Annotated in this window: 23 protein-coding genes; 10 read left to right on the forward strand and 13 right to left on the reverse strand. The window is 62.7% G+C overall.

Annotated elements, in window-relative coordinates; genetic code table 11:
• Positions 1–7: 7 nt before the first annotated feature.
• Positions 8–796 (reverse strand): uroporphyrinogen-III synthase, encoded by a 789-nt coding sequence (locus C8D72_RS14765; RefSeq protein ID WP_115855219.1) that lies wholly within the window; start codon positions 794–796, stop codon positions 8–10.
• A 9-nt stretch (positions 797–805) separates the two neighbouring features.
• Complete coding sequence (hemC, locus tag C8D72_RS14770; RefSeq protein WP_245955287.1) at positions 806–1759, reverse strand: hydroxymethylbilane synthase; 954 nt, start codon at positions 1757–1759, stop codon at positions 806–808.
• Positions 1760–1955: 196 nt separating this feature from the next.
• Here hemC and argH point away from each other — a divergent pair, with 196 nt between their 5' ends.
• The 8 genes from argH to C8D72_RS14810 all read left to right on the forward strand — a co-directional run bounded on the left by argH (position 1956) and on the right by C8D72_RS14810 (position 8862).
• Positions 1956–3383 carry an argininosuccinate lyase gene (argH, locus tag C8D72_RS14775; RefSeq protein WP_115855221.1) on the forward strand — a complete coding sequence of 476 codons (1428 nt, stop codon included), beginning with the start codon at positions 1956–1958 and terminating at the stop codon, positions 3381–3383.
• A complete protein-coding gene (lptM, locus tag C8D72_RS17860; protein ID WP_115855222.1) occupies positions 3380–3790 on the forward strand; it encodes an LPS translocon maturation chaperone LptM in 411 nt (136 codons plus the stop codon). The genes argH and lptM overlap by 4 nt, the downstream gene beginning before the upstream one ends.
• Positions 3787–5073 (forward strand): diaminopimelate decarboxylase, encoded by a 1287-nt coding sequence (gene lysA, locus C8D72_RS14785; protein WP_115855223.1) that lies wholly within the window; start codon positions 3787–3789, stop codon positions 5071–5073. The genes lptM and lysA overlap by 4 nt, the downstream gene beginning before the upstream one ends.
• Positions 5070–5900, forward strand: coding sequence for a diaminopimelate epimerase (gene dapF / locus C8D72_RS14790; protein ID WP_115855224.1), 831 nt, complete (start codon positions 5070–5072; stop codon positions 5898–5900). Before lysA ends, dapF begins: the two co-directional genes overlap by 4 nt.
• A gap of 36 nt (positions 5901–5936) precedes the next feature.
• Complete coding sequence (locus tag C8D72_RS14795; RefSeq protein WP_115855225.1) at positions 5937–6635, forward strand: DUF484 family protein; 699 nt, start codon at positions 5937–5939, stop codon at positions 6633–6635.
• Entirely contained in the window at positions 6632–7615 is a 984-nt protein-coding gene (locus C8D72_RS14800) for a tyrosine recombinase XerC (RefSeq protein ID WP_115855226.1), read from the forward strand. The genes C8D72_RS14795 and C8D72_RS14800 overlap by 4 nt, the downstream gene beginning before the upstream one ends.
• Positions 7612–8334: an HAD family hydrolase gene (locus C8D72_RS14805; protein WP_115855227.1), complete on the forward strand. Its 723-nt coding sequence runs from the start codon at positions 7612–7614 to the stop codon at positions 8332–8334. Before C8D72_RS14800 ends, C8D72_RS14805 begins: the two co-directional genes overlap by 4 nt.
• Before the next feature lie 183 nt (positions 8335–8517).
• Positions 8518–8862, forward strand: coding sequence for a hypothetical protein (locus C8D72_RS14810; protein ID WP_115855228.1), 345 nt, complete (start codon positions 8518–8520; stop codon positions 8860–8862).
• A gap of 21 nt (positions 8863–8883) precedes the next feature.
• On the opposite strand, the gene yihA is transcribed toward C8D72_RS14810, so the two are convergent.
• Positions 8884–9519 carry a ribosome biogenesis GTP-binding protein YihA/YsxC gene (gene yihA, locus C8D72_RS14815; protein ID WP_115855229.1) on the reverse strand — a complete coding sequence of 212 codons (636 nt, stop codon included), beginning with the start codon at positions 9517–9519 and terminating at the stop codon, positions 8884–8886.
• 221 nt (positions 9520–9740) lie between these two features.
• Between yihA and C8D72_RS14820 the strand changes: the two genes are divergently transcribed.
• Positions 9741–10403: a thiol:disulfide interchange protein DsbA/DsbL gene (locus tag C8D72_RS14820; protein ID WP_115855230.1), complete on the forward strand. Its 663-nt coding sequence runs from the start codon at positions 9741–9743 to the stop codon at positions 10401–10403.
• A gap of 65 nt (positions 10404–10468) precedes the next feature.
• Positions 10469–11293, forward strand: coding sequence for an endonuclease/exonuclease/phosphatase family protein (locus C8D72_RS14825; protein ID WP_115855231.1), 825 nt, complete (start codon positions 10469–10471; stop codon positions 11291–11293).
• A 90-nt stretch (positions 11294–11383) separates the two neighbouring features.
• Here C8D72_RS14825 and nuoN read toward each other — a convergent pair whose 3' ends face one another.
• From nuoN to nuoE, 10 genes are all read right to left on the reverse strand, one after another.
• The gene (nuoN, locus tag C8D72_RS14830) at positions 11384–12832 is read right to left on the reverse strand and encodes an NADH-quinone oxidoreductase subunit NuoN (RefSeq protein ID WP_115855232.1); all 1449 of its coding nucleotides are present in this window, start codon (positions 12830–12832) and stop codon (positions 11384–11386) included.
• Positions 12833–12838: 6 nt separating this feature from the next.
• The gene (gene nuoM / locus C8D72_RS14835; protein WP_115855233.1) at positions 12839–14362 is read right to left on the reverse strand and encodes an NADH-quinone oxidoreductase subunit M; all 1524 of its coding nucleotides are present in this window, start codon (positions 14360–14362) and stop codon (positions 12839–12841) included.
• A 130-nt stretch (positions 14363–14492) separates the two neighbouring features.
• The gene (nuoL, locus tag C8D72_RS14840) at positions 14493–16346 is read right to left on the reverse strand and encodes an NADH-quinone oxidoreductase subunit L (protein ID WP_115855234.1); all 1854 of its coding nucleotides are present in this window, start codon (positions 16344–16346) and stop codon (positions 14493–14495) included.
• Positions 16343–16651, reverse strand: coding sequence for an NADH-quinone oxidoreductase subunit NuoK (gene nuoK, locus C8D72_RS14845; protein ID WP_115855235.1), 309 nt, complete (start codon positions 16649–16651; stop codon positions 16343–16345). Before nuoK ends, nuoL begins: the two co-directional genes overlap by 4 nt.
• Positions 16648–17214: an NADH-quinone oxidoreductase subunit J gene (gene nuoJ / locus C8D72_RS14850; protein ID WP_115855236.1), complete on the reverse strand. Its 567-nt coding sequence runs from the start codon at positions 17212–17214 to the stop codon at positions 16648–16650. The genes nuoK and nuoJ overlap by 4 nt, the downstream gene beginning before the upstream one ends.
• A gap of 26 nt (positions 17215–17240) precedes the next feature.
• Complete coding sequence (gene nuoI, locus C8D72_RS14855; RefSeq protein ID WP_115855237.1) at positions 17241–17789, reverse strand: NADH-quinone oxidoreductase subunit NuoI; 549 nt, start codon at positions 17787–17789, stop codon at positions 17241–17243.
• 34 nt (positions 17790–17823) lie between these two features.
• Positions 17824–18801 (reverse strand): NADH-quinone oxidoreductase subunit NuoH, encoded by a 978-nt coding sequence (gene nuoH, locus C8D72_RS14860; RefSeq protein ID WP_115855238.1) that lies wholly within the window; start codon positions 18799–18801, stop codon positions 17824–17826.
• Entirely contained in the window at positions 18798–21539 is a 2742-nt protein-coding gene (gene nuoG, locus C8D72_RS14865; protein WP_115855239.1) for an NADH-quinone oxidoreductase subunit NuoG, read from the reverse strand. The genes nuoH and nuoG overlap by 4 nt, the downstream gene beginning before the upstream one ends.
• 82 nt (positions 21540–21621) lie before the next feature.
• Complete coding sequence (gene nuoF / locus C8D72_RS14870; protein WP_115855240.1) at positions 21622–22959, reverse strand: NADH-quinone oxidoreductase subunit NuoF; 1338 nt, start codon at positions 22957–22959, stop codon at positions 21622–21624.
• A complete protein-coding gene (gene nuoE / locus C8D72_RS14875) occupies positions 22956–23513 on the reverse strand; it encodes an NADH-quinone oxidoreductase subunit NuoE (protein WP_115855241.1) in 558 nt (185 codons plus the stop codon). Before nuoE ends, nuoF begins: the two co-directional genes overlap by 4 nt.

Consider the following 23513-nt stretch of genomic DNA (forward strand, 5'->3'; position numbering starts at 1 on the left):
CCTTTTTTTAATCGGGTATGCCCGGCGCCTGCTGCCAGGCCACTGCCGAGGTCTCTGCCAATGTCTGCGGCGTGGCATCGCCGGCAATGAAAACACATTCGAAGTGATCCCTGCCTGCCATTGTAGCCAATCGCTGGCTGGAAACGACCAGTGGACGCCTCCGACTGGCTGGCGTGCACCACTGATTGAGGTATTCAAGCTGCTCCTGACTGGTCACGATCAGCAGGGCAAAGTCGCCGCGCTCAAGCAGTGCAGCGGCCTCTGCCTCGGGCGGCTGCAGCTGCCGCTCATAGAGTGACAGCCGTGACACCTCGGCGCCACGCTCAAAAAGCGTCTGCTCAATCAGCTCTCGCCCCCCCTCCCCGGACACCAGCGCGATGCGAGCCCCATTGACGGCCTGCAGCCCGGGCAGCGCCAACAGCGCCTCGCTGGCGCTGCCGCTGCCCGACGCCGGAGCGCTGACATCAACGCCCAGGCCCGCCTCCAGAACACTTGCCGTGCTGATACCGGTGGCATGAAAGCTGATGCCCTCGGGCAACTGGGGCCAGCGTGCTTCGATGGCCTCGATCAGACAGGCCGCGGCAAACGGACTGGTGCAAATAATGTGGCGAAAGTTATCCAGATCATACAGGAGCGTGCGCTCGCGTGGGGTCAGCACGCGTGCGACCAAAGTCATGATGTTCAATGATCGAGGCGCCAGCCCGACCTGCTCGAGCGCCTGCTCCAGCGCCTGTGCACGGGCGCCGGGGCGAGCAATCAGTGCCGTGGGGCCATGGGTCGGACGCGAAAGGGACATGTCAGGCCTTTAGCGCGGCGGGCGTTCGTCGGCGTAGACGGCATCAAGAATGGCGCCGGCACCGCGCGACAGCAGGTCTTCGGCGACCTGAATCCCCAGCGCCTCCGGGTCATCGGCGGGGCCGCGGGCCTCGGCGTGAATGACCTGCGAGCCATCGGGCGCCCCGACCAGCGCCCGCAGCCACAGCGTCTGGTTATTGTCTTCCAGCACCGCGTAGCCGCCGATGGGTACCTGACAGCCGCCTTCAAGACGGGTGTTCATGGCGCGCTCGGCCAGCACCCGCAGACTGGAAGTCGGGTCGATCAGCGGTGCGATCAGGGCGCGCAGGGTCTCATCATCGCTGCGACACTCGATGCCCAGCGCGCCCTGGCCACAGGCCGGCAGCATCACTTCCGGCGCCAGCCGCTCGGCGATGCGCATGTCCAGATTGAGCCGCTCGAGCCCGGAAGTGGCCAGCACGATCGCGTCGAACTCGCCGGCATCGAGCTTGCCCAGCCGGGTCTGTACGTTGCCGCGCAGGCTGAGCACTTCCAGATCCGGGCGGGCGGCGCGAATCTGCAGCGCACGTCGAAGGCTTGAAGTGCCGACTCGCGCGCCCTGCGGCAGAGACTCGAAGTTAGGATAATCATTGGAGACAAAGGCGTCCGTGGGCGCGCCGCGGTCCAGAATCGCGTGCAGGCCGAGCCCTTCAGGGAAGCTCATCGGCACGTCCTTCATGGAGTGCACGGCGATGTCGGCAAGCCCTGCCAGCATGGCCTCTTCGAGCTCCTTGACGAATAACCCCTTGCCGCCAATCTTGGCCAGCGGCGTATCCAGAATGCGATCACCGCGCGTGGACATGCCCACAAGCTCGACCTTGACCCCCGGATGCAGGGTTTCCAGGCGAGACTTGACGTGTTCCGCCTGCCACAGGGCGAGCTGACTCTTGCGGGTGGCGATTCTGATCGTGGCTCTGTCGGACACGAGCGCTCCTGTAGAGGTCAAAACGAGGACTGACATGATAAAGCAGTCGCGCCCGGCAAAAAACAGTCATTGCCGGCGTCAGGGCGCGCGTGGCGTGCCGACAGACCATCGACTTCTTGTTACACTGACCCGCCCATGGAGGCGGTAACATGCCGGCCTCCCGGTCCCGACCCTTTCGATGCAGGATCGCCAGCAGATGACGCAAACCACCAATCAATCCTGGGGCGGTCGCTTCAGCGAGCCGACCGACGCCTTTGTGGCGGCCTTTACCGCCTCCATCGGCTTCGACCAGCGCCTTTATCATCACGACATCCGGGGCTCCATCGCCCACGCCACCATGCTGGCGCGGGTGGGGGTTCTGACCATTGATGAGCGTGACGCCATCGTTGACGGCCTGCAGCAGATCGAGGCCGAGATCGAGCGCGGCGAGATCGAATGGTCCGTGGCGCTTGAAGACATCCACATGAACATCGAGGCGCGCCTGACCGACCGCATCGGCATTGTCGGCAAGAAACTGCACACCGGACGTTCACGCAATGACCAGATCGCCACCGATATTCGCCTGTACCTGCGCGATGGCATCGACGCCGTCTCAAGCGAGCTCTCACGCCTGCGACAGGGCCTGATCGAGCTGGCTGACGCCGAGGCCGACACCATCATGCCGGGCTTTACCCACCTGCAGAGCGCCCAGCCCGTCACCTTCGGCCACCATCTGCTGGCCTGGCAGGAGATGATCGCCCGCGATCAGGAGCGCCTGCTGGATGCGCGCAAGCGGGTCAACATCATGCCGCTGGGCGCCGCAGCGCTGGCCGGCACGACCTATCCGATCGACCGTCACGTCACGGCCGAGCTGCTGGGCTTTGACCGTCCGGCCGAGAACTCGCTGGATGCGGTCAGCGATCGCGACTTCGCCATCGAGTTCACCGCCTTTGCCAGCCTGTTGATGATGCACCTGTCGCGCATGAGCGAAGAGCTGGTGCTCTGGACCAGCGCCCAGTTTGATTTCATCGACCTGCCGGATCGTTTCTGCACCGGCTCCTCGATCATGCCGCAGAAGAAAAACCCCGACGTACCCGAGCTGGTGCGTGGCAAGACCGGGCGCGTCTATGGCCACATGATGAGCCTTCTGACCCTGATGAAGTCCCAGCCGCTGGCCTATAACAAGGACAACCAGGAAGACAAGGAGCCGCTGTTTGACACGCTCGACACCGTGCTTGGTTCCCTGCGCGCCTTTGGCGACATGATTCCGGCAATTCGCGCCAAAAGCGACAACATGCATGAGGCGGCAAGGCGCGGCTTCGCCACCGCCACGGATCTCGCCGATTATCTGGTGCGTCAGGGCGTGGCCTTCCGCGATGCCCACGAAATTGTCGGCAAGGCGGTCGCCTTCGGCATTGAAGAGGGTCGCGATCTTTCCGAAATGACGCTCGACGAACTTCAGCGTTTCTCGGATCACATCGGTGACGACATCTTCGAGGTGCTGACCCTGGAAGGCTCGGTGGCTGCCCGCAACCACATCGGCGGCACCGCCCCCGATCAGGTGCGCGCCGCCGCACAACGTGCCCGCGAGGCGCTGGCCGCACTGCCGCGACACGCCCACAACCATGAGGATCATGCGCAATGAACCGCCTGATACCCGCCATGCTGGCCACTCTGGTGCTGGCCGGCTGCGGCCAGACCGGCCCGCTCTACATGCCCGGTGACGAGCAGTCCAGCGAGCGCTACGATCCGCAGGGCGCCTATCAACAGGACGACGTTCAACAGGACGACGTTCAACAGGACGACGCTCAACAAGGTGGCGTCCAGCAGGGTGACGTTCAACAGGGCGACGTCCGGCAAAACGATGATGCCGATCGCACGTCGCAGTCGACCAGCGACGGCATCAGCACCGGCGGCGCCGGCAGCGAGAGCCAGGGCGGCGCGGTAAGCGTTCCCGAGGGCAACAGCCGCCCCGAGACCACCACGGGCGGCACGATTGGCGGCGCGGCCTCGACCGAGGCACCGGCAGCACCGGCTCAGGGGGGCACATGAGCACGCACTTTGTCTGGCACGATGAGCAGCTCCACGTCGAGCAACTGCCGCTTTCAAGCATTGCCGAACGCTTTGGCACGCCCTGTTATATCTACTCCGCAGCGGCCTTTCGTCAGCACTTTCTCGACTACGCTCGCCCGCTTGAAGGGACGCCACACCTGATCTGCTACGCCCTCAAGACCAACTCGAATCTGGCCGTGCTCAACCTGCTGGCGCGGCTGGGGGCCGGCTTTGACATCGTCTCGATCGGCGAGCTCGAACGGGTACTGGCCGCCGGGGGCGACCCGGGCCGAGTGGTCTTTTCCGGTGTCGGCAAGCGCATTGATGAGATGGCACGCGCGCTGGAAGTGGGCATCAAGTGCTTCAACGTGGAATCCGAGGCCGAGCTTGAGCGCCTGAACCAGGTGGCCGAACGTTGCGGTCAGGTGGCGGCGATCTCCATTCGGGTCAATCCGGATGTCGATGCCCGCACCCATCCCTACATCTCCACCGGGCTCAAGGACAACAAGTTCGGTATCGCCATTGCCGATGCCGAGCGCGTCTATCAGCGCGCCGCCGAGCTGGCCCACGTCCATCCGGTGGGCATCGACTGCCATATCGGCTCCCAGCTCACCGAGCTCTCGCCCTTCCTGGATGCGCTGGATCGCCTGCTGGCGCTTTATGACCGGCTGGGTGAGCAGGGCATCCACATCGATCATCTGGATCTGGGTGGCGGCCTGGGCGTGGATTATGCCGGCGAGACACCGCCGCCGGTGGCGGACTATATCGCCGCGCTGCGCCAGCGCATCGGCAGCCGTGAGGTCGAGCTCATTTTCGAACCCGGCCGCTCGATCGCCGCCAACGCCGGCGTTTTGCTGACCCGGGTCGAGTATTTAAAACCCGGCGAGGCGAAAAACTTCGCCATCGTCGATGCGGCCATGAACGATCTGATCCGGCCCACGCTCTATCAGGCCTGGCAGAACATCACCGGCGTGGACCGGCGCGAAGCGCGTGAGACGAAGCGCTGGGATATCGTCGGCCCGGTCTGTGAGTCCGGCGACTACCTGGGCAAGGACCGCGAGCTGGCCATCGCCCCGAACGATCTGCTGGCGGTGCACTCCGCCGGCGCCTACGGCTTCGTGATGGCCTCGAACTACAACACCCGGGCGCGACCGCCGGAGGTGATGGTGGTCGGCGATCAGATGCACCTGGTGCGTGAACGCGAGCCGCTGGCCGCGCTCTGGGCCGGCGAGGCGCTGCTGCCCGAGACGGCCATCGCGCCGCAGGGAAATCACGCCTCATGATGCTGCATTTCACCAAGATGCACGGGCTGGGCAACGACTTCATGGTGATCGATCTGGTCACCCAGCGCGCGCGGCTGGACAGCGAGCGCATTCGCGCCCTGGCCGATCGTCGCTTCGGCATCGGCTTTGACCAGCTGTTGCTGGTCGAGCCCCCGTCGCGCCCGGACATGGACTTTCGCTACCGCATCTTCAATGCCGACGGCAGCGAGGTGGAAAACTGCGGCAACGGCGCGCGCTGCTTTGCCCGCTTTGTGCTGGATCAAAAGCTCACCGCCCGGCGCGAGATCGCCGTACAGACCGCCGGCGGCAATCTGCTGCTGAAGGTGGCCGACGACGGCCGGGTCCGGGTCGACATGGGCGCGCCCCGCTTTGCTCCGGACGAGATCCCGCTGACCGCCGACGCCCAGAGCCATGACTACGCCCTGGACGTCGACGGACAGACGATCCATCTGGACGCTCTGTCGATGGGCAACCCCCATGCCGTCATCGATGTCGCAAGTATCGATGACGCCCCCGTCGCCACGCTCGGGCCGCTGATCGAGGCGCATCCACGCTTTCCGAAACGCGTCAACGTGGGCTTCATGGAGGTCATATCGCGCCAGAGCGTACGCCTGCGCGTCTTCGAACGCGGCGTGGGCGAGACCCTGGCCTGCGGCACCGGCGCCTGCGCTGCGGTGGTCAGCGGCATCCGTCGCGGCCTGCTGGATCAGCACGTGGATGTGGCCCTGCCCGGGGGCGCCCTGAGTATCGAATGGGCGGGCTCGGGGCAGTCGGTCATCATGACCGGCCCCGCCGAACGCGTCTTCGACGGCCGCGTGGTTGTTTAGCCCGGCGTTGTATAGCCCAGCCCCTCGGGAGATGACATGACGGATGACCGTAGCGCGCCTGACCGCCAGCGCGCCGAAACACTTGACGCCGATCAGGTCAGCGACTGGCTTTCACGCCACCCCGATTTCTTTGAAGGCCGCGAAGCGCTTCTGGCGTCGCTGCAGTTTTCTCATCCCCAGACCGGCGGTGCCGTGTCGCTGGTCGAACGCCTGATTGCGACCCTCAGAGCGCGCACCGACAAGGCCGAGGGGCAGCACCAGGCGCTGTTGAACGCGGCGCGCCAGTATGACCAGCAGGCCGGAGCCATGCGTGCCCTGACCCTGTCGCTGCTGCAGGCCGAGAGCCGTGACGCGCTGACGCAGACCCTGACTGCCGAGCTGGGCGAGCGCTTTGACGTGCACCACATGGCCCTGTGGCGACAGCTCTCCCCCGGCGAGTGGCCGCAACCGCCGACCTACGCCCTCAATGAGTCCACCGACCAGTGGTTTACGTCACACCTCTCCGGTGCTAGTGACTGCCTGACCCTGGACGCTGCCAGCGCCCCTCGGGTGCTGCCCGGCACGTACCTGAGCGGTGGTCGCTGCGCCGTCACCCGGCTGGCACTGGGCGAACGCCATGGCTATCTGGTGCTGGCTCATCCGGGCGAGACTTCACCGCCGTGGATCATGGCGGCAGAGAACATGACCTGGCTGGGCGAGGTCATGGCCCGTCTTCTGCTGAGGACCCCGTCATGAGTACACTCCAGCCGCTGGTCGATACCTTCATCGAACGCCTGCGCCATCGGCACAGCCCCGCCACGGTGGATGCCTATCGCCGTGACCTGACGGCGCTGATGGCGTTCATGGACCGCGAGGAGATTACGTCGTGGGACGCGCTCGACATTCATCATCTGCGCCGCTTTCTGGGCCGCGAGCGCACCCGCGGTCTGGCGGCGCGCAGCCTGGCACGGCGTCAGGCGGCCATCCGCCGCTTCTGTGATCTGCTGATCGAACACCATCTTATGGGCCACAATCCCGCCCGGCTGCTGGATACGCCCAAAATGCCGCGTCATCTGCCGCGACCGGTCGATGTCGATGTGCTGGGACAGTTTCTCGACACCCCTCACGACGATTCGCCGCTGGCGCGGCGCGATCAGGCCATGCTGGAGCTGTGTTACTCCAGCGGCCTGCGCCTGGCAGAGCTGGCCGGCATCGACCTGGGGGATATCGACGCCCACCGCGCACGGGTACGCGGCAAGGGGGACAAACCGCGCCAGGTCCCCATCGGGCGCCGCGCGGCCACGGCGCTGGCCGCCTGGCTGGACGTGCGGGGCATGCTGGCAGGCCCCCATGAGCCGGCACTGTTTGTCGGCACCCGCGGCCAGCGGCTGGGGCACCGCGCCATTCAACTGCGCATGGCCCATCTGGGGCGAGCGCGTGGGCTGCCCGAGCACCTGCACCCTCACCGGCTGCGCCACAGCTTTGCCAGCCATCTGCTGGAATCCAGCCAGGACCTGCGTGCCGTCCAGGAGCTTCTCGGCCATGCCCATCTCTCCACCACCCAGGTCTACACGCGACTGGACTGGCAGCATCTGGCCGAGACCTTTGATCGCGCCCATCCGCGGGCGCATCGAAAGCCCGGTGCCGCTCGCACTGCCTCCTCTGCCAGCAACGTATCTTCTTCCGACGATTTATCTTCTTCCAGGACCTCGGACAATCAGGACACGCCCTCATGATCAAGGCCATCACTTTCGATCTCGACGACACCTTCTGGGACAACGGCCCGGTGATGGCCGCGGTCGAACCCGGCCACTATCAATGGCTCGATGAGCAGATCGGCCATGCCGCGCATTTCCCGCTGGAGGAGTATCAGCGTCGGCGCATGGCGCTGGCACAGGAAAATCCGCTGTATCGGGGAGATTTCACCTGGCTGCGCCGCAGGACCCTGACCGACATGCTGACCGAATTCGGTCTGGCCGAGGAGGAGGCGCGCCGCTGGGCCGATGACACCATCGAGCACATGCTGACGCTGCGCCACGATGTCACCCTCTTTGAAGAGGTACCGGCCATGCTGGAGGGGCTTCGCGCTCGCGGGGTGCGCCTGGGGGCGATCACCAACGGCAACGTGGATCTGGAACGGCTGGTCATCGCCGAGCACTTCGACGTGATCATCAAGGCCGGGGTGGCGCTGGCGCCCAAGCCCGATGCCCGCTGTTTTCTGTCGGCCATGGCCCGGCTTGGCATGGCATCCCCGAGCGAAACGGTACACGTGGGCGACTCATGGACCGAGGATGCGCTGCCGGCACAGCGCCTGGGCATGCATGCGGCCTGGATTGATGCCAAAAACACGGGGCTGCCCGATCACGCGCCGGCCGGCATTCATCGCTTGGGCCACATTCGTGAGCTTGAAGCGCTGCTGGCGGAACTTGAGTCATCACACCATGAGCACCGATGACAACAAAAAGTTGGAAAAATTCAGTTACCTTTTAAAACACTCGCCTATTATTAGGACATGAAATAATAAGCACGCTTTTTACAGTGGTTGACGGGGCATGATGATATGTCCCTGTCGACCATAATGACTGCCTGACGTGGGTGTTCATCCCTTTTTCATCGACCCTGATAGGCTCTTCGGATCATGCGTCCTCTCGATATCCTCAGCATTACGCTGGTGCTCTGTGCCATGGCACTGGTGATTGCCCTGCCCATGTCGGACAACCAGGCGTCGCTGTCGAGTGACACGGGCCTCACTCATGGCCCGCTCCTTCAGTATCCGGGCCAGCAGCGGCAGGCCTCTGCCCTTTTGCAGTTCGACGGCGATCAGGGGCAGTCACAGCCCATGCTGTTTGATCCGGACCGGACAGGGCGTGACGCCCTGCCGATGCAGACCAGGCCGGTGCCCGGCATCGCTCTCCAACCAGAAACGCCCGCACCCTCGATGAGCATGCGCTACCCTGCCGGCCGCCAGATCTACAGCTTTTAGACGGCCCGGCCCGTTGCAGCCTCAGGTCGGATCCTGCGATGGCTTTTCGGGCGTGAGCCACTGGCAAAGGCGCTCGTTGAGCTCTTCCACGCCCACCCGGTCCTGAGACGAGAAAAGCTGCACGCTGATCAGGTCCTCCCACTCCTTGAGCTGATGGCGCACCTTCGACAAAACGCCCATGGCCGCGCCACGCTTGAGCTTGTCAGCCTTGGTGAGCAGGATGTGGAGCGGCATATCGTTGTCATCGGCCCAGCCCATCATCATCTGATCGAATTCGGTCAGCGGATGGCGAATATCCATGACCAGCACCGTGCCCTGCAGGGAGCGGCGCTCGCGCAGATAGTGCGCCAGATGCTCCTGCCACTCGCGACGCACGGCTTCCGGCACCTTGGCATAGCCATAGCCTGGCAGGTCAACCAGCCGGTACTGTGGATCATTCACGGTGAAAAAGTTGATCAGCTGCGTACGCCCGGGCGTTCTCGACGTACGCGCCAGCGACTTCTGGTGGGTCAGCGTGTTGATGGCGCTGGACTTGCCGGCATTGGAGCGCCCGGCAAAGGCGACTTCAAGCCCGGTATCTGCCGGACAGTCGGCAAGCCGCGGGGCGCTGGTCAAAAACGTGGCCGACGGAAAGTGATGACGCATGACATCCGACATGGGGGTATTTCCAACGATGAGACAATGGGCGACGATGAGATAATGCGGCGAGTGTAACACCCCCGGCTGACGCCTCGCTCGTCAGTCATGGTCGTGTCTGCCAGGATAGCAGGGAACCGTTCGCCTGTCGGGCGTTCAAAGTAACGATGAATAACAGGCTGATAACAACAGCGCTCAGGCACCATTGACACCATATTTGCTGTTCAGGGAGTAACACTGTGATGTTGAAGCATTTTCCAGGCGCGCGCTGGCTGATGGCCGCCGTTGCCGTTTGCGGTATTTCAGGCGTGGCCATGGCGGCCGAACCGGTCGCCGGTCAGGACTACGAGGTTCTCGACAAACCGGTCTCAAGCGATGTGCCGGAAGGCCAGATCGGTGTCACCGAAGTGTTCTGGTATGGCTGCCCGCACTGCTACGAACTCGAGGAGCCGCTGGAAGCGTGGGTCGACACTCTGCCCGATGACGTGACCTTCGAGCGCCTGCCGGCCACCATGGGCAAGGTCTGGATGCGCCACGCCACCGCCTACTACGCGGCGCAGGAACTGGGCATCTTCAACACACAGTTTCATCGCGACTTCTTTGACGCCATCCAGAAGGACGGCCATCGCATGACCGATGACGACGAGATTGCCGAGTTCTTCACCAACTATGACGTCAGCAAGGATGACGCCCTCAAGGCGCTCAGCTCCTTTGGTGTCAAAAGCCAGCTCAATCAGGCCAATGCCCGCATGAAGGCCTACAAGCTCATGGGTGTCCCGGCACTGATCGTCAACGGGCAGTACGTCATTACCCCGCGCTCGGCCAACGGCCTGGACAACATGCCGGACATCGCCGAAGCTCTGATCGAGAAAACGCGCCAGGAACAGGAACAGGGCACCCGCTGATTCATGTGCCGGTGGCCCGATACCGACCGTATCGGGCCTTCCTGCCTTGCCAACCGGAAGATTGAATGCAGGACGATAGCCAAAGCGAACGCATCACGTCTCTTAAACTGCTCACCTTCAACATGCAGGTCGGCATTCATACCCACGCCTACCACCACTATGTGACGCGCAGCTGGCAGCATTTTCTGCCCCATCGCGGCCGATCCAGTCGCCTCGATGTGATGTGCGACACCTTTCGGGAATTCGACCTCGTCGGACTACAGGAAGTGGATGGCGGCAGCTTTCGCTCCAGCAACGTCAATCACGTGGAGTATCTGGCCGCTCAGGCCGACTTTCCCTACGCTTCGCAGCAGCTCAACCGCGATTTCGGACGCTTTGCCAAGCACAGCAATGGCCTGCTCAGCCGTCTGGCCATCAGTCATACTGACAACCATCGCCTGCCCGGCCCCAAGGGGCGCGGCGCCATGCACATCCGTTTCGGCGAAGGCCCCGAAGCACTGCACCTGTTCGTGCTGCATCTGGCGCTGGGCACACGCACCCAGAATCTTCAGCTCGACTACATCAGCGAGCTGGTCGCCCCGCTTAAAAACGTCATCATCATGGGTGATCTGAACTGTACCCACGACAAGCTCAAATCGCACCCGCGCTTTGCCCGCGCACTGTCTCTTGAACAGGGCCGTGGCATCCCCAGCTACCCTGCCTGGCAGCCTACCCGTGCGCTGGATCACATTGTGGTGTCATCTGCGCTCAAAATGAACCATCTGCGCGCGCTGCCGCCGCTTTATTCCGATCATCTGCCGTTGGCCGTGGAGGTCACCCTGCCGCTGCCCTGCGCGCGCAGTATCTCCATTGCAAGGCTTGGCGGCACCACGCCGCACAGCGTGCGCTAGCTCCCGGCAGCGTTTTCTGTAGGGCCGCCACACGAAAAAGCGCCCCATCCGCAAGGATGAGGCGCTTTTACATGACCGGGCATACAGATCTCAGCCCAGGATGGCACTACTGACCAGCATGATCATCGGCTGCGGATAGATCCCCAGTACCAGCACGGCCAGCGCCAGCAAAATGACCATGATACCGCCGGCACGCTGCCCCCAGTCGCTGGAGGCATCATACTGCTCCTCCTCGGTCGGGTGCAGATAGAGCATGACCATAACGCGCAGATAGTAGTAGAGGCTGAGAGCACTGCCGATGATGACGCCGGCTACCAGCCACCAGAGCTGTGCTTCCACGCCGGTCGCCAGCACGTAGAATTTGCCGATAAAGCCTGCCGTCATCGGGATGCCGGCCAGCGAGAGCATCATCACCGTCATGACCGCCGCCAGATAGGGGCGACGCCAGAACAGCCCTCGATAGAACTTCAAGGAGGCCACATCGCTGCCCTGCCAGGGGCTCGACACCAGCGCAATGACGCCAAAGGTGGCGAGCGTGGTCGCCACATAGGTGATCAGATAGATGCCGGTGGTCAGAAGCGCCAGATCATCGCTGGCCACTACCACGGTCAGCAGATAGCCCAGATGGCCGATGGAGGAGTAGCCCATCAACCGCTTGATGTTGTCCTGACGCAGCGCCATCAGGTTGCCGACCATCATCGACAGGAAGGCAATGATGGCCACAATCGTGTGCAGGCTGGCGATGTCGGTCACCGGTGCACTCATGAACAGACGCATCAAAAGCGCAAAGACTGCAATCTTGCTGACCGTGGCCAGAAAGGCCGTGACCGGGGCCGGCGCGCCTTCATAAACATCGGCGGTCCAGAGATGAAACGGTACCAGCGACAGCTTGAAGGCCATCGCGATCACCATCATGCCGATACCCATCAACAGCCAGCTGGCATGGCCGCCGCCTTCGGTCAGACGCGCCCCCAGATCGGCAAAGGCAAGCGACCCCGATTCGGCATACAAAAGCGCCATGCCAAAGAGCAGAAAGGCCGAGGCTGCCGCAGACAGCACCATGTACTTGATACCCGACTCCAGCGACAGCCGGGTACGATAGGCGTAGGCCGCCATGCCGTAGAGCGGCACGCTCAGAAGCTCGAGCCCAAAAAACAGCGACAGCATGTGGTCGCTGGCCACCATGGTCAGGCCGCCCAGAACCGAGCAGCCCAGCAGCATATAGAACTCTTCCTTCTGGTCGTCAAAGCCTTCCAGATAGGCATGCGCCAGTGTCGTCGAGGCCAGTCCCGCAATCAGGATCAATGCCATATAAAGCACGGCATAGTTATCGACCAGAAGCAGCGGCGACACGCGAATCGGCGTGACGGTCAGCACTGCCAGAAGCGAGACAAGGGCTGCGTTGAGGCCGATCGTGGTCAGCGAGGCAGTCACCACGTGATGGCGACGCCAGGCGATGCCCAGCATGACAACGATGACCGTGACGCAGACGATCAGAAGCGGTAACAGGGCGATCAGATGTGACAGGGTCAGATTCATGTCGGCTCAGCCCGCAAACGAAGGTGAAACAGCAAACCAGTGACGCACTTCATGCATCGCGCCCTGCGAAATATCGAGCACCACCTGAGGATAAAGCCCCAGCGCGATGGTCAGCACCAGCGTGCTCAGCAGCATGGCGTACTCCCGACCATCAAGACGCGCGATGGTGGTCTTCTCGCGCGGCGGCCCCCAATAGACCCGGTGCATTAAAATCAGCGAGTAGATGGCTGACAGCACCAGTCCGGCACTGGCAATCACGACCACCCAGGGCACGACATCAAAGGCACCGAACAGGATCAAAAACTCGCCGATGAAGTTACCGGTGCCCGGCATGCCCAGTGAGGCCATGACAAAGGCCAGGGCAAAGCCCGGCAGCGCCCCCAGCCGACCGAACAGCCCGCCCATCTGACGCATGTCACGGGTATGCAGGCGCTCGTAGAGCTGGCCGCTGATCATGAACAGGCCGGCCGCCGAGAAGGCATGCGCGACCATCTGCAAAATGACGCCCTGCAGCGCCAGCAGCGTACCGGAGTAGATACCGATCAGCACAAAGCCCATGTGAGAAATACTGGAACAGGCGATCAGACGCTTGATGTCGGTCTGGGCAAAGGCCAGCACGCCCCCGTAAAAGATACCGACCAGCCCCAGCGTCATGGCAATGGGCGCAAAGGCCTGCGAGGTTTCCGGAAACAGCGGCAGCGCAAAGCGCAATAGGCCATAGGCCGCCGTCTTGAGCAGGATACCGGCCAGATCCACACTGCCAGCGGTCGGTGCCTGGGCGTGGGCATCCGGCAGCCAGCCATGCAGCGGTACCACCGGCAGCTTGACGGCAAAGGCAATGAAAAAGCCCAGCATTAATACCCATGACATGACCCCGGTGATCGGCGTTTCGCGCAGAATGCCGTAATCAAAGGAGAACACGCCGGTCTGGGTGTAGTGCATGAACACCAGCCCCAGAATGGAGACCAGCATCAAAAGCCCCGAGGCCTGGGTATAGATAAAGAACTTGATGGCCGCCGACACCGGTGACTTGCCTTCCGATTCATGCCCCCACAGGGCGATCAGGAAGTACATCGGCACCAGCATCATTTCCCAGAAAAAGAAGAACAGAAAGAGATCGATGGCCAGGAACACGCCGACCACGCCACCGATGACCCACATCAGGTTGAGGTGGAAAAAGCCGACGCGCCGATCGATCTCCTTCCAGGAGCAGACCACCGCCATGATCCCCAAAAGCCCGGTCAGGGTAATCATGATCAGCGACAGGCCATCCAGCGCCAGATGGAACGTAATGCCAAAGGCATCGATCCAGGGCAGCTGGAACTGACTCTGCCAGTCAGGCGTATTGCCCACGACCTGCGACAGGCTGTAATCGCCGCTCACCCACAAAAAGAGCGCCATCACCAGCAGCAGTACCATGGAGAGCAGCGCAATCCAGCGCGGCATGGCCGTATTGGGCCTGATCAGCTCGAACTGCCAGCACAGCAGCCCCCCGATAAAGGGTATGAGTAGTAGCCAGGGCAACATCATGGCGTGATCGCATCCTTGATCGTTATTGTGGGCACAGTGGGCACGAGCAGCTGGGCAGCCCCATTACCGGCAACCTGTCGCGTCAAGGCAACGGCCCTGCATTGAAAAGATCTGGTCATGTCACCTCCCTTCATAGCAGTAGCAGAAGCAATAGCGTGGCAATGGCGCCACCGGTCATGACCGCGGCATACCAGCGCAGCCGCCCGCTCTGGGTGTCGGACAACAGCCCATTGAGCATGAGCGCCAGTCCCGGCCAGAGGTTCATCAGGCTATTGACCCAGTCAAGCCGATGCAGACGGCCAATGAACAGGAACGGCCTGACCACCACCCGGTGATAGAGCCAGTCGAAGGCAAAGGCACTGTTGAAAAAGCGCCACAGCCGATCACCTTCCTTGGTCTGTACCAGCGACCTCACCAGTCGGCGACGGCCAAGGAACAATCCGGCGGCAATGCCAACGCCCACGATGGCCACGACCGCGGCCAGGATCTCGAGCATCAGCTGCACGCTGTGGCCGAACTGCCCTTCCGGGCCTGCCGGGAGCACATTCTCCAGCGGCGGATGAATCATCGCCCCGACAAAGGTGGACAGCACCGCCAGCACGATCAGCGGCACATGGTGGGCCAGACCCTGCCCGGCATGCGGATGAATCTGCTCGCGCCCGTGGAACACGATGAAGATCATGCGGAAGGTATACACCGACGTCAGGAACGCCCCGAACAGCGCACCGAGCCACAGCCAGGTATGGCCGTGATCAAAGGCGAGCCACAGGATCTCGTCCTTGGAGTAGAAACCGGCCGAGATCAGCGGCAGCGCCGACAGCGCCGCGCCCCCGATCAAGAAGCAGGCATAGGGCAGCTTGAGCGTTTTACGCAGGCCCCCCATCTTGAAGATGTTCTGCTCGTGGTGGCAGGCGATGATGACCGAGCCCGAGGTCAGGAACAGCAGCGCCTTGAAAAAGGCGTGCGTCATCAGGTGGAAGATCGCCACATCCCAGGCCTGCACGCCCAGTGCCAGAAACATGTAGCCGATCTGGCTCATGGTGGAGTAGGCCAGTACCCGCTTGATATCGGTCTGCGCCAGTGCGGCAAACCCGGCGACCAGCAGCGTCAGCATGCCGATCAGGCCCACCAGCCCGAGCGTCATGGGCGCCAGCTCGAAGATCACATGGGTGCGGGCGATCAGATAGACCCCGGCGGTCACCATGGTGGCGGCGTGAATCAGGGCCGACACCGGCGTGGGGCCGGCCATCGCATCGGCAAGCCAGGTCTGCAGCGGCAGCTGGGCCGATTTGCCCACCGCGCCGCCGAGCAGCATCAGCGCTGCCAGTTCTGCCATCAGATCGCCCCGGCCCCAGGCCTCGGGCGCCAGGCGCAACAGCTCCTGAATGTTGAGCGTGCCGAACTGGGCAAAGAGCAGGAACATGCCGATGGCCAGGAACACGTCACCGATGCGGGTCACGATGAAGGCCTTGAAGGCGCACCAAGCGTTGTTCTCGTTCTCGTAGTAGTAGCCGATCAGCAGATAGCTGCAAAGACCCACGCCTTCCCAGCCCAGATAGAGCAGAAAGAGGTTATCGCCCAGTACCAGCAGCAGCATGCTGAACACGAACAGGTTCATGTAGGCGAAAAAGCGTGCAAACCCGGGGCCGCCTTCAAGGTCCTCGCGCATGTACCAGGCCGCGAACAGATGAATCAGAAAGCCGACGCCGGTGATAATGCTGACCATGGTCAGTGACAGACCATCGAGATAGAGCGAAAAGCCCATCCGGAAGTCTTCCACCGCCACCCACTGCCACAGCGTCTGGGTCACGCCCTCATTGGCACCGCCATAAAAGGTCACGTTGAGCCAGACCATGACCAGCGCCGCCAGACCGATCGAGCCCACGCCCACCAGCCCGGCAATGCGGTCGGGCAGGCGCGGATTGAATGCCAGGACAAGCGCGCCCAGCAGCGGAAAAAGGGGAGTCAGGAACAGTATATTCATCCTTTCATCTCGCTGGCTGCATCGATATCAAGCGTTTTGAAACGGCGCTGAAGCTGGATCAGAAAGCCCAGCCCGATACTGGCCTCGGCCGCCGCCAGCGTAATGATCGCAATGAACATGACCTGCCCGTCGGGCTGGCCCCAGTGCATGCCGGCCACGATAAAGGCAAGCCCTGCCGCGTTCATCATGATTTCAAGGCTCATCAGAATGAACAGCAGGTTGCGTCGTACCAGCAGCCCCGCAAGCCCCAGTACAAACAGGATGGCGGCCAGCGCCATGCCATGCTCCAGTGGTATGCCGCTCATGCCTGCCCCCCTTCATCATTGCCTGCCGGTGCGCGCTGCACGCTTTCGTTCATGTCACGCTCGAGTTGAGGCTCGTCGTTGCGCCCGATGTGCGACGCCGCGATCAGCGCCGCCAGCAGCAGCATGGCCGCCAGCTCTACCGCCAGCAGGTAGGGGCCGAACATCTGAGTGCCGACCTCCTTGGCGCTGAGCTCTTCTCCGGAGATCGTGCCGATACCGCCGCCGTGCCAGAAGGAGAACACCAGAACTACCAGCAGCAGTGCCGCCATGATCGATGGGCCGACCCAGATGCGCGGCGCCAGCCAGCTGCGCTCCTGATGGGCTGTCTGACTGCCCAGATTGAGCATCATGACCACAAAGACGAACAGCACCATGATGGCCCCGGCGTAGACGATCACTTCCAGGGCAGCGGCAAAGGGCGCACCGAGACTGTAAAACACCACTGCAACCGCCATCAGCGAGATGATCAGATACAGCAGCGCATGCACGGCATTGGTATGCGTGATGACGCGAAAGGTGGCAACGATGGCGACCAGTGCGGCCAGATAAAAAGCAATTTCCACGGCAAACTCCCCGATGCTGCTGCGCCCTAGGGCAGAAGCGTTTTGACGTCGACCGGCTCGGCCTCGTTTTGCGCCGCGCCCTTGGGCTTGCCGGCCACCGACAGTCCCGCGACACGATAGAAATTGTAGTTGTGGTCCTTGCCCGGTCCCGAAATCAACAGGTCACGCTTTTCAAAGACCAGCTCCTGACGGTTGTACTCGCCCATCTCGAAATCGGGCGTCAGCTGAATGGCCGAGGTCGGACAGGCTTCTTCGCACATGCCGCAGAAGATGCAGCGGGAAAAATTGATGCGAAAGAACTCCGGATACCAGCGGCCATCGTCCTTTTCACCCTTCTGCAGCGAAATGCAGGCCACCGGGCAGGCGACCGCACACAGGTTGCAGGCCACGCAGCGCTCTTCGCCATCGGGGTCGCGGGTCAGTACGATGCGCCCGCGGTAGCGCGGCGGCAGATAGGGTAGTTCTTCGGGATAGTTGACCGTCTCGCGCTTGTGGAAGGCATGCTTGAATACCATCCAGCCGGTACGCAGCTGCGTACCGGTGCCGGACACTACCTTGATGATCGAATGCAGCATGTTTTCTGCCTCGTTCGTTGTTCAGCGAAGGGAATCAGGCCGTCAAGAGGACGACCACCCCGGTCACCAGAAGATTGATCAGCGTCAGTGGCAGACAGAACTTCCACCCGAACTGCATCACCCGGTCATAGCGCGGACGCGGCAGTGCCGCACGCGCCAGAACGAAGAGCATGACGAAAAAGGACGTCTTGAGCAGGAACCAGACGATCGGCGGCAGCAGCGGCCCGTGCCAGCCCCCCATGAACAGGGTGGTCAGAAGCGCCGACACCAGCACGATCCCCACATACTCGCCGATGAAGAACATGCCGAACTTCATGCTCGAGTACTCGACGTGGTAGCCGTCGGCAATCTCCTGCTCCGCTTCGGGCTGGTCAAAGGGCGCGCGGTGGGTCACCGCAACGCCGGCAATCAGAAAGGTCAGAAAGCCAAAGAACTGCGGCACGATATACCAGAGCCCTTCCTGACCGTTGACGATATCGCGCATGTTGAACGACCCCGTCATGGCCACAACGCCCATCAGCGAGAGCCCGATGAACACCTCATAGGACAGCGTCTGGGCCGAGGCACGCATGGCACCGATCAATGCGTACTTGTTGGCGCTGGCGTAGCCGCCAAAGAGCACCGCATAGACGTTGATGCCGGCCATGGCGAAGAAGAACAAAATGCCGATATTGAGATCCGCCACGCCCCAGCCAGGAGTAATGGGGATCACCAGAAACGACAGCAAAAGCGAGGCAAAGGCGATTGCCGGCGCCAGCACGAAGAGCTTGCGATCGGCAAAGGGCGGAATCCAGTCTTCCTTGAAGAAGATCTTGATCATGTCCGCAATCAACTGCCCCGAGCCGAAGATACCGACCCGGTTGGGACCATAACGGTCCTGCCAGAGGCCCAGCAGTCGACGCTCGATCACGGTCAGGAAGGCGCCGCTGAGCACGGCCGCCAGCAGAATCACGATCGCCTTTAGAACGCCTACCGTGATGGCAAGCAGTACATCGGTACTCATCCAGCTCATGCGCTTACCTCCACGGTGACGGTGGCACACTCACCGGCAAGCCCGCGGGGGATGCCCGGCAGATGCGGCAGACCGATCAGGCCGGCGCGCATCTCGCGGCTGATCCTGACCGGCAGATGGAGCTGATGGCCGGAAGTCTGCAGATAGATGGCCTCGCCCGGCGTGACGCCAAGGCGGTCGGCGTCCTCCTGACCCAACACCACAAAGGTGTCGCTCATGCGCTCCTGGATCGGCTCGGCGCGTGCCGACATCTCTTCGCCACCAAAGAGCTGCGGCAGGCTCACGACATACCAGCAGTCATCCCGCGGTTCAAAGGGCCGGGGAATGTCGGTAAACCAGGCGCGGTGAGCTTCTTCACTGCGCTGCTGATCGAAGAGTCGAATCCCCGGGTCGCCGGCACTCAGATGCCCGCCAACCTCATCCTGGAACTTGTTCCAGGCCTGCGGCGAGTTCCAGCCCGGCGCCCAGGCGAAGGCCACCTGCGAGCGGGGCTCGCCGTAGCCGCTGTAGCCTTCCATCGAAAAGGCGAAGGCAGAATCGGCATCCTGCGGCGCGCGGGGCTCGTGCACGTTGAGATTGGCGCGCATGGCCGTACGTCCGCTCGAACGGTGCGGCGAGCGCGCCAGCTTCTGCCCGCGGATACGAAACGAGGCACTGGGCGCGGCGTTACGAATGCCGGAAAGCTCCGGATGCACCCGGGCACAATCCGCCGTGACGTCATCGATCTGGGTCCAGTCGACACCGCGTCCTTCCATGGTGGTATGCAGGGCGTGCAGCCAGCGCCAGCTCTCATGGGTCAGATCATTGGGACGGTAGTAGCTCGGGTCATAGACCTGGAAGAAGCGCTGGGCGCGACCTTCATGGCTGACCAGTGTGCCGTCACCTTCGGCAAAGGTGGCCGCCGGCAGCGCCAGATGAGCACGCTCCAGCGTGGGCGTGCGCTGATGGTCGATCACCACCAGCGTCTCGAGCGACGTCAGCGCCTGATCAATGGTGGCGCTGGCCAGACGCTGATACAGATCGTTTTCCAGCACGACCGCGGCATCGGCGCGAGCGTCACCGCCCTGCATGGCTTCAAGCGCCCATTCCAGCGAATGCCCGCCCAGCATGGTCAGACCGGTACTGTTGGCCTCGCCACTGATCAGTGCCACCGAAGGCGTCTTTCCAGCGGTATTCAGCGCCCAGGCCAGATTGGCAGCGGCCTGCAGGACACCGGTGCTGCAGAGACTGGTGCCGGAGATGATCAGCGGCCGCTCGGCCCCCTTGAGCGCCTCGGCCATGGTGTCCACCAGTGCCAGGGTCGCATCATCCAGCCCGTCAATGGCCGGCGCGGACGAATCCAGTGCATGGGCCAGCGCCAGACCCAGCCGGCTGATCTCTTCAGGCGAGCCGTGCCAGGTGTCCCGAGCTATATCGTCCAGACGCGTTTCGGTCAGCGAGGCAATAAAGACCGGTCGAGTGCGCCCCTGGCGCAGCGTATTCACGGCGTTGGCGTTCCAGGCCGGAATACCGTTGGCCTCGGCCATGTCCTCGCCGCGGGCATTGGCGGCCTGACGTACGGCCAGCGCCACGCGCGCCGCACTCTGGATCAGATCCTCGCCCAGCACGATGACCGCATCGTGCTCTTCGATCTCGCGCATCGACGGGATATGCCAGTGCCCTTCGCGCTGAAGCGTCTGGATCAGCTCAAGGCACTCGAGCTCGCGTTCGGCAATGCCGGTCGAGAAGTTCTCGGCCCCCACCATTTCACGCAGCAGATGGTTGCTTTCAAGACTGGCCCGGGGCGATCCGATACCGATGACGCGCCGACTGCCCTTCAGGCGCTCGGCCGTACGATCCAGCGCGCTGTCGACGGTCAGGATCTCGGGCTCACGATCATCCACCCGCAGACTCGGCTGCTGCGGACGATCCGTGCGATTGACGTAGCCGTAGCCAAAACGTCCGCGGTCACACAGGAAATAGTGGTTCACATCGCCGTTGTAGCGATTCTCGATCCGGCGTACGTCCCCATAGCGCTCGCCCGGGCTCGTGTTGCAGCCGCTGGAGCACTGATGGCAGATGCTGGGCGCAAACTGCATGTCCCACTTGCGCGTGTATTGCTCGGAGTGGGTGCGGTCGGTGAAGACGCCGGTCGGGCAGACCTCGGTCAGGTTGCCGGAAAACTCGTTTTCCAGCGTGCCGTCGACGGTGCGGCCAAAATAGATGTTCTCGTGCGCCCCGAAGGCACCGAGATCCTCACCACCGGCGTAGTCCTTGTAAAAGCGCACGCAGCGATAGCAGGTAATGCAGCGGTTCATTTCATGGCCGATAAAGGGGCCAAGATCCTGATTCTTGTGGGTGCGCTTCTTGAACCGATAGCGGCGACGGTCGTGGCCGGTCATGACCGTCATGTCCTGCAGGTGGCAGTGACCGCCCTCTTCACAGACCGGGCAGTCGTGCGGGTGGTTGGTCATCAGCCACTCGATGACGCTGGCACGAAAGGCCTTCGCTTCCTCGTCATCGATCGAGATGTAGGAGTCATCCTTGATCGGCGCCATGCAGGACATGACCAGCATGCCGCGATCGTCATCGGCATCCTTGTACTGCTTGACCGCGCACTGGCGGCAGGCGCCCACGCTGCCCAGCGCCGGATGCCAGCAAAAATAGGGGATATCGAGGCCCAGCGACAGGCAGGCGTGCAGCAGGTTGTCACTGCCGTCGACCTCGTAGTCCTTTCCGTCTACATGAATGGTTGCCATGAAGCTTGCCTTTTGCCTGTCACGGCCCGGCGAACACCGGGCACCTTGATCGTTATCTCACTCTTCGTGTCACATCCGGCCACTATACCGAGCCCACCGGTATCGGCTCGGCGTGGGCTTCACGCTTCTGGTGACGAATGCCGGCCTCGAATTCCTGCCTGAAATGCTTGATGGCAGTCTCCAGCGGCATCGCCGCGCCCGGGGCGTGGGCACAGAATGTCTTGCCGGGGCCGATATCGTTGGCCAGCGCCACCAGCATGTCGATATCGCCTTCCTCTCCCTCGCCGCGCTCGATGGCGCGCAGGATTTTCACGCTCCAGGGGAGCCCGTCACGACACGGCGTACACCAGCCGCACGACTCGCGAGCAAAGAACTCCTCGAGATTGCGGGTCAGCGATACCACGCTCTGATTGTGTGCCACCACGGTCATCAACCCGGTGCCCAGACGGCTGCCGGCCTTGCCGATGGCATCAAATTCCAGCGGTACCTCCAGATGCTCCGGCAGCAGAAAGCCGGTACTGCCACCGCCCGGCAGCCAGGTCTTGAGCTCAAGGCCGTCGCGCATGCCGCCGGCCATCTCCAGCAGCTCGGCACCGGTAATCCCCATCGGCTGCTCGACAAGCCCGGGCCTTTTTACCCGGCCGGAGACGCCAAATAGCTTGGTGCCGCCATCCTCGCTGCGACCGCCGGAAAGCCCCTGATACCACTCGCCGCCACGCAGGGCGATGGCCGGCACGTTGCACAGGGTCTCGACGTTATTGACCACGGTGGGCTTGCCCCAGGCCCCGCTCTGCCCCGGAAAGGGCGGCTTGGAGCGCGGATTGGCGCGCCGGCCTTCCAGCGAGTTGATCAGTGCGGTCTCTTCACCGCAGATATAGCGCCCGGCCCCGGTGTGCAAAAAGATGTCGAAATCAAAATCGCTGCCGCACACCTTCGGGCCCAGAATGCCGGCCTCGCGGGCCTCGGCCAGCGCCTGCTCGATACGCTCGGCCGCCAGTACATACTCGCCACGCAGGAAGATGTAGCCCATGCGCGCGTTGTTGGCGTAGCCGGCCAGAATCATCCCCTCGATCAACAGATGGGGGATCTCCTGCATCAGCATGCGGTCCTTGAAGGTACCGGGCTCCATTTCGTCGGCGTTGCAGACGATGTAGCCCCGCGGATGCTCATCACCGCGCGCCGTCAGACTCCACTTGGTGCCGGCCGAGAAACCGCCGCCGCCGCGGCCGCGCAGGTTGGCGGTTTTCATGTTTTCGATCAGATCATCCGGCGACAGGTCGCGCAGTGTGTTGCGCAGAGCTTCGTAGCCGTCCTTTTGCTGAAATTCTTCCAGCCCCACATAGCCGCGATCCTCGCGCAGACGATAGGTCAGCGGATGGGTTTCGCCGTTGGTACTGGTGGAAAAGAGATGACTGGTCATGTGTAGCGCTCCAGAAGGGCCGACACTTCCCCGGGTTCAAGCGGCCCGTGCAGATCCTCGTTGATCATGAGCGCCGGGGCACGATCACAGGCGCCCAGACAGCACACCGGCAGTAGCGTGAAACGATCATCGCCGGTGGTCTGACCCAGCCCGATGCCGAGCTCGTCCGAGAGGGCATCACGCAGCTCATCATAACCGGTCAGAAAGCAGGAGCTGCTGTCACAGATCAGGATGACGTGGCGCCCGACAGGCTGGCGAAAGATCAGGCTATAGAAGGTCGCCACCCCCTCGACATCACTGGAGGGAATGCCCAGTACGTCGCTGATGGCGATAATGGCGCCGTCCGAGACCCAGCCGCGCCGCTTCTGCACGGTCTTGAGCGCGCCGATGGAGGCCGCCCGCGGGTTTTCGTAATGCCCCATCTCGTGCTCGATTTCAAAGCGCTCTTCCTCGGTGAGCTCGAAATCGTCCGGGCGTCCAGCGCTGGCAATCAGGTTACCCTGACTGGCCTTGCTGACGCGGGTATTGCCGGTTGCGGGAGTATCCATGGTCAT

It is taken from the genome of Kushneria indalinina DSM 14324 (assembly GCF_003385845.1).
Lineage (GTDB): Bacteria > Pseudomonadota > Gammaproteobacteria > Pseudomonadales > Halomonadaceae > Kushneria > Kushneria indalinina.